This is a genomic window from Carnobacterium divergens DSM 20623 (genome assembly GCF_000744255.1).
GTDB classification, from domain to species: domain Bacteria; phylum Bacillota; class Bacilli; order Lactobacillales; family Carnobacteriaceae; genus Carnobacterium; species Carnobacterium divergens.
The window spans coordinates 1,875,590-1,891,219 of the sequence record NZ_JQLO01000001.1; the positions used below are offsets into that span (position 1 = coordinate 1,875,590).

11 protein-coding genes and 1 pseudogene are annotated in these 15,630 nt (G+C 35.8%); 4 read left to right on the forward strand and 8 right to left on the reverse strand.

What is annotated here, in order from left to right; genetic code table 11:
• Positions 1–153 precede the first annotated feature (153 nt).
• The 3 genes from licT to rlmN all read right to left on the reverse strand — a co-directional run bounded on the left by licT (position 154) and on the right by rlmN (position 4,244).
• Entirely contained in the window at positions 154–987 is an 834-nt protein-coding gene (gene licT / locus BR52_RS09065; RefSeq protein ID WP_034571749.1) for a BglG family transcription antiterminator LicT, read from the reverse strand.
• A gap of 279 nt (positions 988–1,266) precedes the next feature.
• Positions 1,267–2,832, reverse strand: a complete 1,566-nt coding sequence (gene abc-f, locus BR52_RS09070; RefSeq protein ID WP_034571752.1) for a ribosomal protection-like ABC-F family protein — start codon at positions 2,830–2,832, stop codon at positions 1,267–1,269.
• Positions 2,833–3,185: 353 nt separating this feature from the next.
• A complete protein-coding gene (gene rlmN / locus BR52_RS09075; RefSeq protein ID WP_034571755.1) occupies positions 3,186–4,244 on the reverse strand; it encodes a dual-specificity RNA methyltransferase RlmN in 1,059 nt (352 codons plus the stop codon).
• Between the two features lie 280 nt (positions 4,245–4,524).
• Here rlmN and BR52_RS09080 point away from each other — a divergent pair, with 280 nt between their 5' ends.
• The 4 genes from BR52_RS09080 to BR52_RS09095 all read left to right on the forward strand — a co-directional run bounded on the left by BR52_RS09080 (position 4,525) and on the right by BR52_RS09095 (position 10,631).
• The gene (locus tag BR52_RS09080; RefSeq protein WP_034571758.1) at positions 4,525–7,158 is read left to right on the forward strand and encodes a cation-translocating P-type ATPase; all 2,634 of its coding nucleotides are present in this window, start codon (positions 4,525–4,527) and stop codon (positions 7,156–7,158) included.
• 160 nt (positions 7,159–7,318) lie between these two features.
• Positions 7,319–8,539: a GNAT family N-acetyltransferase gene (locus BR52_RS09085; RefSeq protein WP_034571760.1), complete on the forward strand. Its 1,221-nt coding sequence runs from the start codon at positions 7,319–7,321 to the stop codon at positions 8,537–8,539.
• A gap of 22 nt (positions 8,540–8,561) precedes the next feature.
• Positions 8,562–9,386, forward strand: a complete 825-nt coding sequence (gene proB / locus BR52_RS09090) for a glutamate 5-kinase (RefSeq protein ID WP_034571762.1) — start codon at positions 8,562–8,564, stop codon at positions 9,384–9,386.
• Positions 9,387–10,631, forward strand: coding sequence for a glutamate-5-semialdehyde dehydrogenase (locus tag BR52_RS09095; RefSeq protein WP_034571763.1), 1,245 nt, complete (start codon positions 9,387–9,389; stop codon positions 10,629–10,631). It abuts the gene before it with no gap.
• 228 nt (positions 10,632–10,859) lie between these two features.
• Here BR52_RS09095 and BR52_RS09100 read toward each other — a convergent pair whose 3' ends face one another.
• The 5 genes and pseudogenes from BR52_RS09100 to dagF form a co-directional block, all read right to left on the reverse strand.
• A complete protein-coding gene (locus BR52_RS09100) occupies positions 10,860–11,549 on the reverse strand; it encodes a YcjF family protein (protein ID WP_034571765.1) in 690 nt (229 codons plus the stop codon).
• Positions 11,550–11,989: 440 nt separating this feature from the next.
• Positions 11,990–12,286: an STAS domain-containing protein gene (locus tag BR52_RS13180; RefSeq protein WP_366945594.1), complete on the reverse strand. Its 297-nt coding sequence runs from the start codon at positions 12,284–12,286 to the stop codon at positions 11,990–11,992.
• Positions 12,287–13,426, reverse strand: a pseudogene (locus BR52_RS09105) (SulP family inorganic anion transporter); the annotation flags it as partial.
• A gap of 397 nt (positions 13,427–13,823) precedes the next feature.
• Complete coding sequence (locus tag BR52_RS09110; RefSeq protein ID WP_034571769.1) at positions 13,824–14,834, reverse strand: sugar kinase; 1,011 nt, start codon at positions 14,832–14,834, stop codon at positions 13,824–13,826.
• 25 nt (positions 14,835–14,859) lie between these two features.
• Complete coding sequence (dagF, locus tag BR52_RS09115; protein WP_034571771.1) at positions 14,860–15,600, reverse strand: 2-dehydro-3-deoxy-phosphogluconate aldolase; 741 nt, start codon at positions 15,598–15,600, stop codon at positions 14,860–14,862.
• Positions 15,601–15,630: the final 30 nt, after the last annotated feature.

Sequence of the window (15,630 nt, forward strand, 5' to 3'; positions counted from 1 at the left end):
TGTATGTTCTTCTATTTTTTCGACAAAGCATTTATGGAAAAATAAAAAACCCAAATCAATAGTGATCGTTATTCTCTACAAGGAGAATGCCTCACTATCAACTTAGGTTTTGCCTGCTTTATCAGTAACAATCCATCATCGATGTATTCTTATTTAATTATCTGCTACTCGGTGAATATGAATGGTTAGATAAACCTGTTCATCCATCGACATCTCTTTTTGATGAGCACTCTTCAAGTAACTGTTGATTTTCACTGTACAATCAAATGCTTTTGGGTATTTGATTTGTACTTGTTCGTATAAAAAATCATCTCCTGATTCATGGATCTCACCTGCAATCATTCGCTGAGCAAAATACTGTAAATGGGTTATGAACCGGGTATAGTTTAAGGAATTTTCATCGAAAACTAAACCATAATGCATGCGAACAATGTTTAAGATATCTTGAACGATCTTTGTCATTTGAAACGTTTGATTCATATCTTGATCGCCTTGTCTTGCATTTACAATATGCAACGCAATTGAACCGGCTTCATCAGGATTCAACGTTACACCTAATTTTTCTTGAATTCTATCAATCGCGTTTAACCCAATTTGGTATTCTTTTTTATAAAACTTTTTGATTTCCCAAATTAAGGGATTTTTGAGGTCTAGTCCTTCTTTACTTCTAGTGATAGCAAAATGGATATGGTCGGTTAATGTCAAATGGATATTTGTGCTTAGTTTGACATCTAATTCTTTTTGAGCCAGCTGAATAATTTCATTTGCGACTTCTATTTCATCTAATGGAATTTCTTTGAATAGCTCAGCTAATTGTTCGGTGACTTCTTTTCCTTCGGTAACGAAAGTTTTTTCAATCAATGTGGGATCGATCCCATCCCCCACCCTCTTATTGAAGGCCAAACCTCTTCCCATTACGACCATTTCTTTTTCATCAGCAGTCAAGGTTAGAACGACATTGTTGTTTAAAATTTTTTCAATTATCATTTCTCCCCCACCTTTAATCCTAGAGTAAAAAGAAAAACCTAAACTCATTCCAAATCTAGTTATCCCTCAAAGTGGATAGATATGATTTCGAATCAATTTAGGTTTTGCCTGCATGACCAGTAACAACCCTGTCTGTTATATTCACAATATACCATGTGATTTTAGTTTTTGCAACCGTTCTCTTAATAAATTTTTTAATTTATTTTTATCCAATTCATTCAATACTTTTTTTTATAGAAAAACGATTCGTAAAATCAGGCTACGAATCGTTTCTTCTATCTATTCTTTTAATTTTTTCAATAGTATTTGATACTCATTTTCCAATTTTTGTCGGTCTTCTTTTGGATTTGGATTTGATAATTTCCCAATAATTGCCGTTAATTGGGTTTCTAATACTAGTTTTTCATCTGCTGATTGCTTTACTGGAATTTTTTTATCAGAGGTTTCTTTGTTCTTTTCAGCTTCCCGCATAGTCAGTTTTTGCTGTTTGATTTCCCAGTAATGAGTTGCTATCTTCTGGTTGAAAGTTTCATCATGTGAGACAAAAAGAAGCGTTCCTTCATAAGCCATTAAAGCTTCCTCGACTGCTTTTAATGAAGGAATGTCTAAATAGTTGGTAGGTTCATCTAATAGTAGTAAATTGGCATCACTTACAAGAAGCTTCGCCAATGAAACCTTATTTTTTTCACCACCACTTAGTAAATGGACTTTTTTATAGACATCTTGCTTTCTAAATAATAGTCTTGCTAATAGCATCCGAACAAAGGTCTCGTCATGAACGCTTTCCTTCATTACATTTTCTAAAATCGTACTTTCTTCCTCCAATAACTCTAGCTTTTGACTAAAGTAACCAATTGAAAGGTTTTTCACTTTTTGAATTTCCGGTGAATTTTCTATAATCAGTTTGAGTAAGGTTGTTTTTCCTACGCCATTTCCCCCGATTAAAGCTGTTTTTGAGTGATTGACTAACGAAAAATCAATTTGATTTAGAAGGATGCGTTCGTCAATTTTTTTAGTTAGCTTTGTTGCCGATAGTAAAATAGGTGCGTGTAAGGTCTTGCCTTTAGCCAATTTGATTTTAATGTTCGCAAGCTCCGTTGGCGCTTGTTTGACATCTAATTGATCCAGTCGTTTTTCAGCATTTTTTGCTAATTGACCTAATTTTTTCTTAGCTTTTTGATCCCCCATCTTATGGAGTCTTGCTTCCGAATTCCCCATTCGTTTAGGAGCCTTTCGAATTTTCGACGCTCTTGTTTCTGTCTCTCTGGCCACTTGTTTTAATCGTTTTTTTTCTTTTTCGTATTGGTGATATTCTGCTTGCTCCGTATATTGTTTAAGTTCTTTTTGGTTTAAATAGTCGTCATAGTTTCCTTCGTAAAAGTACGTTTTTCCTCTTTCAAGTTCTACTATTTTAGTACAGACTTGGTTTAAAAAGGTTCGATCATGAGAAACCACAAGAACGGCACCATTAAATTGCTTGATTGCTTTTTCTAAATAAAGACGGTTGTCCTTATCAAGATGGCTTGTTGGTTCATCTGCTAGCAAAATGCCGCTTCCAAATTCAAACGCTTTTTGTAGCTTGCGTTTGGTTTCTTCTCCACCACTTACAGTAGCGCCTGCGACAGCATCTGGTAGTTGTTCCAAATAACCAATCGGACTAAACGAACGAATGAATCCACTATCAGGAACTTCTTTATTGCTTAATAAATTTAATAATGTTGTCTTACCTGAACCATTGGCGCCGACAATTCCAATGCGGTCGCCATCCTCAATTCGCCAGTTGTCAATCTCAACTAAGACACGACCTCCAACTGATTTTTTGATTGCTTTTATTTCTACTAACATAAAAAAACCTCCTTCAAATCTGAAGAGGTGATGGTTTACTTGCATACAAAATAAATAGACCGATTCTAATAAAGGAACTAGACGGGTATTTTGGCTTGTATGTTGATAAAATCCACTCTCAGATTAGTTGCGAAAATTCCAAATAACCCTTCATTATTTTGCCTTTGAAGTTACTTTAAGAATTCAGTTAACTAAGAAACAGTGAATTATATTTTCATCGCCTTAAATACCTTTACCTTTCATGAATTGATCTTACACCGCTATTGTACTTTATTTGTTGCTAAATTTCAAATCGTAGCATTAAAAAAAATCCCTTCAAAAAATAATTGAAGGAACTTTATTATACTATTGAACTATTCTTTAGACTTTAATTGCTTGCTTCTTAGTTGTCCACAAGCAGCATCGATATCGCTTCCTTGTTCTTTACGGACAACTGAATTAATCCCTTTTTTCTTCAACGTATCGTGAAAGGCCAGTACATCTGCTTTTTTACTGCGGCTGTACTGATCGTGTTCGGATACTGAATTGTATGGAATCAAATTTACATAGGCTAAATGACGTTTATTAGCAAGGAGTGCTGCTAGTTCCAAAGCTTGTTCTTTTTGGTCATTTACGCCTCGTAACATAATGTATTCAAAGGTAATGCGACGATTTGTTTTTTCTAAATAATAATCGACGGCTTCCATTAATTTTTCAATTGGGAAGTTGCGATTGATACGCATAATGCTTGTTCTGATTTCATTGTTTGGCGCATGTAATGAGATTGCTAGGTTTACTTGCAAGCCGTTTTCAGCAAATTCTTTGATTTTTGGTGCTAGTCCACTAGTCGAAACTGTAATATGACGAGCGCCAATTGCTAGCCCTTCATTGTCATTAACGATTTTCAAGAAACTCATCACATTATCATAATTATCGAAAGGCTCGCCAATTCCCATTACAACAATATGACTCACGCGGTCGTTTTCTTCTTTGTCATCTAAATAATGTTGTACTTGCATAATTTGCGAAACAATTTCACCGGCCGTTAAATCACGTTGTTTTTTCAAAAGACCACTTGCACAGAAGGTACAACCGATATTACAGCCTACTTGAGTTGTCACACAAACAGATAAGCCGTATTCATGGCGCATTAATACCGTCTCAATCAACAAACCATCTGATAATTCAAACAGGTATTTAATTGTTCCGTCATTTGATTCTTGAACAATTTTTTGTTCCAATGGTTGCATAATAAAATTTTCTTCCAATAATTGAATGGTTGCTTTTGAAAGATTCGTCATTTCAGAAAATTGACGCACACGTTTTACATATAACCAGTCCCAAACTTGTGTTGCTCTAAATTTCTTTTGATCGTGTTCTAAAAACCACTCTATTAATTCTGCATTTGTTAATCCGTAAATTGACGGTTTCATCTTCTTACCTCACTTTTCTCACTTTTTTAATTTGTCATTCGTTACCTATATCACAATGGATAGTCTTTAACAATATATACCAAAATGCCTATTCTAGCAATCTCTATTTGATTAATTTAATTTAAATGTGACAGATATCAAACGATTTATTTCTTTAATAAGGAAAGTTTTAATGAGGTATTACTTGTAATTAAATTCTTTTTTTGTTAAAGTTAGATTATAAAGCAAGCGACTACTTGCTTGTATTTTCCAAAAAAATAGACTTAAAGGAGGATGATTTATGGATTTAAGAACTGATTCAATACAGTCTGTCTTAAAAAAATTAAACGTCAACGAAAACAAGGGCTTGACTCTAGAACAAGTAGAAACGATTCGAAATGAAACAGGGCCGAATCAATTTAAAGAAGAAAAAAAAGACTCTCTTTTCATAAAAGTCCTCGATCAACTAAAAGAAATTACCACCATTATTTTACTTATTGCCGCGGCAATCTCCTTTTATTTGACCTTAACATTACATCCAGAAGATTTTGCTGAACCAATCGTTATTATTGCAATTGTGGTTTTGAATGTAATTTTAAGTATCAAACAAGAGAATAATGCAGAAAAAGCCCTAGATTCTCTTAAGAACTTAAATTCACCACAAGCAACTGTTTTAAGAAACGGTCAAATTGAAAAAGTTGAAGCTTGGGAGCTTGTTCCTGGTGACATTTTAATTTTAGAAGCGGGTGAATCGATTCCAGCCGACGCTAGATTATTGACGTCTTCTGGTTTAAGCGTGGAAGAATCTGCCTTGACTGGTGAAAGCTTACCTGTTGATAAGGATGAAAAAGCACTTGTTGCAGCCGATGCTGCTTTGGGGGATCACTTCAATATGGTTTTCTCAGGTTGTTTAATTACAAATGGTCGTGGAACTGCTGTGGTAGTTGCAACGGGCATGGATACTGAAATGGGAAAAATTGCTGAGTTATTGAGCACAACTAAAAAAGCTAAAACACCTTTACAGCATCGTCTTCATAATTTAGGAAAAACGCTAAGTGTGATTGCTTTACTTGCCGGAGTTTTTATTTTCGTAATTGGTTACTTACATGGCGAAGCCCTTGCCGAGATGTTGATGACTGCTGTATCCTTAGCAGTTGCTGCCGTTCCTGAAACGTTACCGGTTATTGTGACGATTACTCTTGCCTACGGTGTTCAAAATATGGTTAAACGAAATGCGATTATTCGAAACATTCCTTCTGTTGAAACTTTAGGGAGCGCTTCTGTTATTTGTTCAGATAAAACAGGGACCTTAACACAAAATAAAATGACCATTAAAGAGCTTTGGGCAGTAAATCATGAACCTATCAAAGCTGATGCTGATTATCAAGAAGAAGAAAATAATTTATTAGAAATGATTAGTTTAGCAACAAATGCTACGATTGAGGAACGAGATGGCGAAGAAGTTTTAAGTGGGGACCCTACTGAATCTGCGATTATTCGCTTGCTACAAGATCGTGGTCAACAAAAAGATGAACTTGAGAAACGTCATCCTAGAATACACGAAATTCCTTTTGACTCCGAGCGTAAGTTAATGACTACCCTTCACGAATGGGAAAATGGCTATATTTCAATTACAAAAGGTGCATTCGATCGAATCCCTGCTGATTTTTCTAACGAGTTAAAATTAAAAGCGCAACAAATTCATGATTCTTTTGCTGAAAAAGCTCTTAGAGTTATCGCTGTGGGATACAAATATTACGAAGAGCTTCCTTCTGATTTAACTCAAGCAGAACTTGAAACAAATTTAACTTTTGCTGGAATCGTTGGGATGATTGATCCTCCTCGTAAAGAAAGTAAAGAAGCCGTTCGAGCCGCTAAAGCTGCCGGCATTAAGACAGTCATGATTACCGGAGACCACATTGTCACTGCTAAAGCTATTGCTAAAGAGATTGGTATTTTAGAAGACGGTGATAAATCGATTACGGGAGCAAAATTAGCGCAACTATCTGATGAAGAGTTAAAAAATTCGGTTCGCGATTATGCAGTGTATGCCCGTGTTTCACCAGAAGACAAAATTCGAATCGTTAAAGCCTGGCAAGCAAACGGCGAAGTTGTTGCCATGACTGGAGACGGTGTCAATGATGCTCCTGCTTTAAAAGCAGCTGATGTTGGAACTGCGATGGGAATTGCTGGAACCGAAGTAGCGAAAAGTGCTGCGGATATGGTTTTAACGGATGATAACTTCGCAACGATTGTTCATGCAGTTGAAGAAGGTCGTCGTGTGTATGAAAACATTCGAAAAGCTGTTTACTTCCTATTAAGTTGTAATATTTCAGAGATTTTCGTTATGCTAATTGCGGTTAGTATGGGTTGGGGTGTTCCAGTGATCTCGATTCAACTATTATTAATCAATGTTGTAGCTGATGGAATTCCTGGTTTCTCTTTAAGTAGAGAAAAAGCTGATGCAGATATTATGGAACAAACCCCTACTAAAAAAGGCGCTAGTATCTTTAGTGGTGGCTTAGCTCAAAAAATTGGTGTACAATCAATCATCTTTACGATTATTACGTTGATTGGGTTTTATGTTGGTTCCTTTGTAGATATCAACCAAACGATTACAGCAAATCACCAAGTTGGACAAACGATGGCCTTTATCATTCTTGGCTGGTCTTCTGTTATCCACATTTTCAATGCGCGTAGTAAAGAATCGATTTTCAAAATTGGCTTTATGTCCAATCCCGTTTTATTCTGGTCTGCAATGCTTTCGATTTCACTGATTCTATTAGTAGCATTGGTCCCAGCCTTCGCAAGTATCTTCTCACTTGTGTCGCTAAGTTCCACTCACTGGTTACTAGCCGTTGGTTTATCCATCGTGCCATTAGTCGTAATTGAGATTCAAAAAGCTGTGCTTAGAAAAATGGGGAAAAGTTTCTAAAATAAAAAATGATTTCAACACTCTTATGCAGAACTTATGTATAAGAGTGTTTTTTAGATAAGTTTTCCTTAAAAGATAGTCTTTCCTGTTAGAAACTGATAAAATAGAACTATTCATTTATTTCTATTTATTGAAATAAAAATTAGAGCGAGGGATACTTATGATACAAGATGATCATGGCAAACAATTTGAAATGAAACCTGTAGAAATGGAACACCTATCACAATTTAACGAGCTGTTACGCTATGTTTTTCAGGTGACCAATCAAGATCTTCAAGAAGTGGGCTATGAAGAAGATGAATTAGAACGGGCTAAACGACCGGTATTGCGTCAAGCCGATGTATTAGGTTGGTTTGATGATGAAAAATTGATTTCGCAATTAGCCGTTTATCCCTGCGAAGTAAACATTCGAGGAAAAATCGTAAAAATGGGCGGTCTAACAGGAGTTGGAACTTATCCAGAGTATGCAAATTTAGGTCTGATGCATCATTTAATGAAAGAAAGCTTAAAACGCATGCGTGAAAAAGGCCAATGGATTTCTTACTTGTTCCCCTACTCCATTCCTTATTATCGCCGAAAAGGCTGGGAAATTATGTCAGATAAAATGACATTTACAATCAAAGACACGCAGCTACCAAAAGCTGTCCCAGTTAATGGCTTTGTCGAACGCTTAGATATCAACCATCCTGACGTAATCGCTGTCTATGATACCTTTTCAAGAGTCAATCATGGCGCAATGATTCGTGATGAATTGGCTTGGGATGAATACTGGCGTTGGGAAAATGAAGAAGAGCATATTGCGGCTGTTTATTATAATGAAAAACAAGAACCGACTGGCTATCTTTTTTATTGGATAGCAGAAGATGTCTTCCATATGAAAGAAATGATTTATTTAAATCAAGAAGCAAGAAAAGGTTTATGGAATTTTGTTACGGCCCATTTTTCAATGGTTGACGAAGTACGCGGCAATATCTATAAAAATGAACCGATTGCATTTATTCTGGAGGATAGCGAAATTATTGAAACGATCCAGCCTTATTTTATGGCGCGAATTGTTGACGTTGCTGAATTTTTAAAAGAATATCCTTTTGAAACCGTGACTGTTGAAGACTTCCATTTTGTTGTAGAAGATCCGATGTTAGAGTGGAATACCGGAGTTTTTGGACTTCAATTTTCTCCAGACGGCACCTTAGCTGTTACAGATAAAGCCATTGGCAATCCTGTTCACATTGATATCCAGACCTTGACAACCATGTTGATGGGGTATCGCAGACCTTCTTATTTAGCAAAATTAGAACGATTAAGTACAGATAAAAAAACATTACGTAGTTTAGAACAACTTATTCCACAAGGTGAGCCTTACTTCTCAGACTACTTTTAACTAGAAAATTGGAGGATGACTTATGAAAGCAGCAACTCGTTCTTCATTAAATAAAATGAAACGAATCGTAATCAAAGTTGGTACAAGCACCTTGATGTACCCAAATGGCAAACTGAATTTACAACGTATTGAAAAATTAGCTTTCGTGCTGACCGATTTAAAAAATCAAGGCAAAGAAGTCATCTTGGTTTCATCTGGTGCTATTGGCGTAGGATGCCATCGTTTGAATATAACTAAACGCCCAGCTACCATTCCTGAACAACAAGCTATTGCTGCCGTTGGCCAAAGCGAATTAATGAATTTATATAGCCAGTTCTTTGGAAATTATGGACAAATTGTTGGCCAATTGCTATTAACAAGAGATATTATTGACTATCCTAAAAGTCGAAACAACGTGATTAATACCTTCGAGCAGTTGTTAAAACAAGGAATTATTCCTGTTGTTAATGAGAACGACACTGTAGCGGTAGAAGAACTAGATCATTTAACAAAATTTGGCGATAATGACCGACTTTCTGCGATTGTGAGCGAACTGGTCACTGCAGATTTACTGATTATGCTGTCTGATATTGATGGTTTTTACAATGACAATCCCACAACTAATCCTGCTGCCACATTATTTTCTGACATCCATGCTATTACACCTGAATTGGTAATATTAGCAGGTGGAAATGGTTCGGAATTTGGAACAGGTGGGATGGCAACAAAATTGAAAGCCGCCCACCATGTTTTAGAACAAAATGGACAAATGATTTTAGCAAATGGTGCAGATCCAACGATCATTTTTGATATTATTAATGGGGAACAAATTGGAACGCATTTCAGAGCTTTGAAAGAGGTGGACTAAATGAGTGATTTAATAACGATGGGTAAAGCAGCCAAAAAATCTGCCACTTTTTTGGCCCAAGCAGATACGCTATTAAAAAATAATGCTTTAAAACAAATGAGTGCTGCTTTAATTGCTCATGATGCTACGATTATAAAAGCCAACGAACAAGACTTAAATGCTGCAAAAAATAATGGCGTTACTGAAGTCATGTTGGACCGCTTAAAACTTGATAAAAACCGTATTCAAGCAATGGCACAAGGACTTTTAGATGTCGCGGAATTACCGGATCCAATTGGCCATGTCAGTGAAATGTGGAAAACTGACGCTAATTTAACCATTGGCAAACAACAGGTTCCTTTGGGTGTTATTGGCATTATTTATGAATCTCGTCCAAATGTAACGGCTGATGCTGCAGCTCTTTGTTTTAAATCTGGAAATGCAGTCATTTTGCGTGGTGGAAAAGAAGCTATCCATTCTAATAGTGCAATTGTACTTATTTTACAAACAGCCATAGAACAAGCAGGCTTTCCAAAAGATGCGATTCAATTAATTACTGATACTTCAAGAGAAACTGCACGCCAATTGATGCAGTTAAATCGTTATTTAGATGTACTGATTCCTCGTGGAGGTGCCACATTAATTCAAACCGTTTTAGAGCATGCTACGGTTCCTATTATTGAAACAGGAACTGGAAATTGTCATGTCTACATTGATGGATCTGCCGATTTAAAAATGGCGACGGATATTATCGTAAATGCTAAATGTTCTCGTCCATCTGTCTGTAACTCTGCTGAAACCTTATTGATTCATAGAAATGTAGCAAATACCTTTCTCCCTGTTATTGAAGAAGCCTTAGCTCCTTATCAAGTAGAATTACGAGCAGATTCTTCAGCTTTGGCTATCTTCAAAACGGCTGTTGAGGCAACTGAAGAGGATTGGGAAACTGAATTTCTTGACTTCATTTTAGCTGTCAAAGTTGTGGATTCTATTGACGAAGCCATCAAACATATCAATCAATACAGTACAAAACATTCTGAATCGATTGTGACAAGTAATTATTTTAATGGTCAACAATTCCACCGTGAGGTTGATTCGGCGGCTGTTTACATTAATGCCTCCACTCGTTTTACCGATGGTTTTGAATTTGGTTTTGGGGCTGAAATTGGAATTAGCACGCAAAAACTTCATGCTCGAGGCCCAATGGGTTTAAATGAACTAACATCTTCAAAATACATTATCTTTGGCGAAGGTCAAATTCGATAAAAAAAAGGATATCTAAAAGCATGTTGCTTAATAGATGTCCTTTTTTGGTTTAACATTTAATGGATTAAAGTCTAAATTTAAATTATTAGAGGATTAGCAAATCTTTTTAGCTTCTATTTAAAAAAAGTTAAAAATCGATTGACTACCGATAGTAAAAGCTTTTTTCTTAAAAAAAAGACTAGCGATTTTTACATTCCTATTTCAAAATACAACTACTTCATTTAACCTCTACTTAGTTGACTTTCGAAGAGCTTTAAATAACATTGTATACTGCCCTTTAAAACTCATAGCTTCTTCAAATATATCTTGTCCATCATTTAACATTTTTACCGTAACCCAACCTAGCGCTTCCGTTATCGTACTCGCAACCGTAGCGTTGATTGCTGCACCTGTCACAGTTCCTACCCCTGGAACTAACTTAACTATATTTCCAACGGTACTTCTTCCTAACCCAACAATTATCAATTCTTTTGATAAGCTTTTCCCTAAACTTTCCGACCATGATTGACCAAATAACTTATGCAGACGAGCCATCATGGTAAGTTGCACTGGGACTAGTAAAAAAGCGTCTGAAAAAGGAATGGGAGAACAGCCAATAATAGCTGCTGTTAAGGAAGCTGCATGAATGATTGTATGGCATTTTTTCCTTGTTTGGCTATCGACATCTTTTAGAAACACATCAAACTGTCCGTCTAATTGACTCTTACTATTTTCAAGTATTTTTTCAGCCCGTAATTTTGAGCTTTCATAACTTTTAAGAATGACTTTTCCTGTTTTAGAAGGCATTTTTTTTATTACTTCTGAAAAAAAAGAGTCAAATTCTTTGTCACTCTGTTCTAAAACTTGATTCTCTTCTTTAGGCTCTTTTTCTACTAATTTATCTTCATCTATCCTTTTTTTCTTAAAAATTTTTTTCATATTGAGTTCCTCCTATATCTACTTAATTCGTTCTTTAAAATTTTCTAGTAAAATTAAGTTTTATTTTACGCTTTTTTTGTGGTAAAACAAGATCCCCACCTTACATCTCCTATTTTATCACAAAACATAAATTACTCATGTCTTCATGTTTTTATAAGTTCGCATTCTTATTTAAAAGCAACTCTGAATTTAAATTGCCCTTTCGCTATCTTTTGAATTTACTTGTAACGAACTAGTGGTTTAGTGTTCCTATTCTTTTTCAAAATAGGGATGAGCATCTTTAGTTTCATTTAATAATTTGAAAAACTAGCTGTGTTCGTTTTATTGAACGATTATTATAGAGTTTTTAAATATGTAATTTACGCGTGAATCTAACCTTCGGATTCACGCTATCTTTAGTTATTTTTTATTTGTACACATCTTTTTGAATTCATTTTTTATTATTCCGATAAAAGTAAGTCCATCTCATTACGCAATTCAGGGTTATGAATTTCTAAACCAATAATGACTATTTTTCTGTTTTGTTTTTTTGTATTGATAATCAAGGTCTTTAGTGCTTCAATTCCAGAATGATCCAATATATGTGAGTCAGATAAATTTATTATAAGTGTCTCGTTATCGTAATCACGAGATTCAAAATAGTGAAGAAACTCATGTGTAGAAGCAAAAAATAAAGGTCCCCTTACTACAAATACATTCTCCTCTTGAGTGATAGAAATGTTAGCTAATTTTGCCATGAAAATGACAGAACTTAGTAAAACTCCAACAAAAATACCAATTGCTAAATTATGTGTATAGACAACTAGACTAATGGTCACTAACATAATCATGCTCTCAGTTATTTGAAAAGATCGAATAAGCGACAAGCTCTCCCATTCAAAGGTTTCAAATGAAACGGTAATCATAATTCCAATAAGAGCTGCCGTAGGAATTTGTACCATCATATCCTTTAACCCAAAAATTAATACTAATAATGCTATTCCCGCAATAAAAGTAGAAAGCCTTTTTCGTCCTCCAGATTTTACATTTATCACAGCTTGCCCAATCATTGCGCAACCTGCTGGACCACCAAATAACCCTGTCACTATATTGGCAAGACCTTGCGATTTTACCTCTCTTTTACTATCCCCTTTAGTTTCAGTCATTTTATCAACTAATGGAATCGTTAAAAGAGATTCTATAAGCCCCACCATTGTCAAAGCAATCGCTGTTGGAAAAATAATTACAAGTGTTTCAATAGTGAATGGAACAGTTGGAAAAGACAAAATAGGTACAACTGTAGACATGTTTCCCATATCTCCAATTTTTTGCAAATACTCAGGAAATATCATTGCCACAACGGTCATGATCAGGATAACAATTAATGCTGGTGGGACTGATTTTATGATTTTTGGAAGTGCGTACATCAGTATAATAGTGAGTGCTACCATAAAATACGTCCATAATGTTTGCCCCGGCAATTGCTGAATTTGTGCTAAAAAAATCAAAATAGCTAAAGCATTTACGAAGCCAAACATAACAGTTTTTGGAATGAATTTCATTAATTTTTGAATCCCTAGGTATCCTAAAATTAGTTGCAAAAGACCCGTTAAGATCGTTGCTGCAATCATATATTCAAGACCATGACTTTTGATTAAGCTAGCCATAACAAGCGCCATCGATCCGGCAGCTGCAGAAACCATAGCCGGTCTTCCACCTGTAAAAGAAATTACCAAAATGGTCGTCGCTGAAGCAAATAAAGCTGTCATTGGATTTACCCCTGCAATAATGGCAAAGCCAACAACTTCTGGAAGTAATGCTATTGAAGAAACTAATCCAGCAAATAAATCATTTCTTATATTTCCTAGCCATTCTTCTTTTTTTATACTAAATAGCATGTAACCCGTCACATCCTTTAAAAATTATAGTTAAGTGTCACAACTTTACCATAATATCAAAATTATATTAACTAATAAAGCAACACAGCCTCTTAAAAATATTTTATACACAGGTCTGTGGGTAACTATTATAAATGAATTTAAGTTATTCACAGAGGTTGTGTATAACTTATCTATTTTTCTGCAATTAAACCGATTAAAAAAACCGATTTTACGGTTTTAATAACAGCTATACATACTTATGCACATTTTCCTGTGGGTAACTCCTGACTTTATCCACAGATGCTTTCTGTTTTTGTTGATAACTTCTTTTTTTACACAATTATTTCCTTAAAAAAAGAATCAAACCCTTCCATAGTGGAAAACGGATCTGATTCTTTCTACTTTAAATTCTTTCTTACCGAATAACGTCCCCTCGGTTTCCCTGACTAAACGCTTCTACCTGCTCTCTTCTCATTAAAGGGCTATCCCCGAAGGTCGTATGAGCTAGAACAGCATTATTGATTGCAAATTGAACCAATTTTTGATTGTCCCATTTCTCAATCATTCCTGTAATAATCCCTGCAGCATAGGCATCCCCAGTTCCGATACGGTCATAAATCTGTAATTCCATTGGCTGGCTCAGGGCGAATTCTTGGTTGCTTGTTACAAAACCTCGAATGGATGGAGTAGTTTCTTTTTGACGAATGGTTCCTGCAAAGTACGTTAATTGATACTGCTTGACAAACATTTGGCTAACATAGGCTAACTGTTCAATGGAACCTTCCAGTTCTGTTGGAATTTTAAAATCCATCAACTCTGTTAAATCTCTTATACCCCCAATCACAATGTCACAATAGGGTAGAATTGCCTCAAATTGTTGTTTTACCCATTCGTGACTATTGTGTTTATTTAAACTTGGCCGGTAATTGAAATCAAAACAAACTTTTTTACCCGTCTGATGTGCCAATTCAGCCAATTTAAAAGCTGCTTGTCTAGTCCCTTCTGACAACATTAACGCAATACCGCAAATATGGATCACCTCACTGTTAGCGACCGCTGTTGCTAAATCATAATCGATAAGGGTACTTTCACCAAAGGAGCTAGCTAAACGATTTAAATACGTCACTTCCGAAGGCCGATTGCCAAAGCCCATCTCTAAAAAATAAAGTCCCATATGATCGCCTTGATAACGAACGAATTCATCTTTGATACCTAGGCTTCGAATGGCGCCTGCTGCTGCTCTTCCTACTTGATTGTCTGGTAAGATGGTTAACATTGATGTCTCGTACCCAAAATGAGATAAGCTACTCAAAATATTGACTCCTGTTCCGGTAAAGCTTAGATCTACATTATCTGTTTGTTGAATCAATTTATACTGAGGTGGCGTCAAACGCATCATCACTTCGCCAAATGCTAAAATTTTCATAGGTAGCTCCTTTTTCTAAAATTGATTACGCGAGTGTTTTTTTCATCATTGCAAGTAAAGTCTTCACGTCTTCGGGGCGTGTATCACCTGTTGTAGCATCAATAATTGAACTATAGACATGAGGAATAACTTTTTTTACGCCTGCATCAATAGCGATTTGAACAATTTCTTCAAAGTTTTCAAGATCAATACCACCTGTTGGCTCTAAATAAAAGTCATGTTCAGCGCATGCTTTGGCTACAGCTTTGTATTCTTCAATATGTTGCAAGCCTTTCATTGGGAAAAATTTGATGGAACTGCCTCCCATATCTTTTAACAATGCAATTGCCGTTTCAATTGTCACTTCTCCAGCAGGCGTTTGACTACTTAGTGGACCTGTCGCGATATTCACTACGCCTACTTTTCCAGTTGGTGAAATCAGGCCGTTGACGATTGTTTCTGATTGATTTAATAAAGCGCGACTTGTTCCAACACCTGTGAATACTTGATTTACATGTTGCGGTTGTAAGGTTCCTGAGATGCGACTCACCATTTGACTTTGATTCGGATCTCCTGCCCCTAAACCAACTGATAAGGCATTGTTAGTTGCAGCTTGGTAGCGTTCCATATCGGCAATTGCTGCCTCATCACTGTCATAATTTTTTGATAAAACTCCTAGCACGATATGCCCATCCGCTGCTTTATAACAGTCCATGGCGTTTTCAACAGAGTTGGCTAAGACATTTAAACAAATACGGTCTTCTAAATAATTGGGTGTTTTTTTCATAATGGGGTTCCTTCTTTCATTTTAAGTCAT

What these genes read in the sequence shown, in the direction of transcription:
- licT (WP_034571749.1), bottom strand. Translation starts at nt 987, where the DNA reads ATGATAATTGAAAAAATTTTAAACAACAATGTCGTTCTAACCTTGACT.
- dagF (WP_034571771.1), bottom strand. Translation starts at nt 15,600, where the DNA reads ATGAAAAAAACACCCAATTATTTAGAAGACCGTATTTGTTTAAATGTC.
- BR52_RS09095 (WP_034571763.1), top strand. Translation starts at nt 9,387, where the DNA reads ATGAGTGATTTAATAACGATGGGTAAAGCAGCCAAAAAATCTGCCACT.
- BR52_RS09080 (WP_034571758.1), top strand. Translation starts at nt 4,525, where the DNA reads ATGGATTTAAGAACTGATTCAATACAGTCTGTCTTAAAAAAATTAAAC.
- abc-f (WP_034571752.1), bottom strand. Translation starts at nt 2,832, where the DNA reads ATGTTAGTAGAAATAAAAGCAATCAAAAAATCAGTTGGAGGTCGTGTC.
- proB (WP_034571762.1), top strand. Translation starts at nt 8,562, where the DNA reads ATGAAAGCAGCAACTCGTTCTTCATTAAATAAAATGAAACGAATCGTA.
- BR52_RS13180 (WP_366945594.1), bottom strand. Translation starts at nt 12,286, where the DNA reads ATGGCAAAATTAGCTAACATTTCTATCACTCAAGAGGAGAATGTATTT.
- BR52_RS09110 (WP_034571769.1), bottom strand. Translation starts at nt 14,834, where the DNA reads ATGAAAATTTTAGCATTTGGCGAAGTGATGATGCGTTTGACGCCACCT.
- BR52_RS09085 (WP_034571760.1), top strand. Translation starts at nt 7,319, where the DNA reads ATGATACAAGATGATCATGGCAAACAATTTGAAATGAAACCTGTAGAA.
- BR52_RS09100 (WP_034571765.1), bottom strand. Translation starts at nt 11,549, where the DNA reads ATGAAAAAAATTTTTAAGAAAAAAAGGATAGATGAAGATAAATTAGTA.
- rlmN (WP_034571755.1), bottom strand. Translation starts at nt 4,244, where the DNA reads ATGAAACCGTCAATTTACGGATTAACAAATGCAGAATTAATAGAGTGG.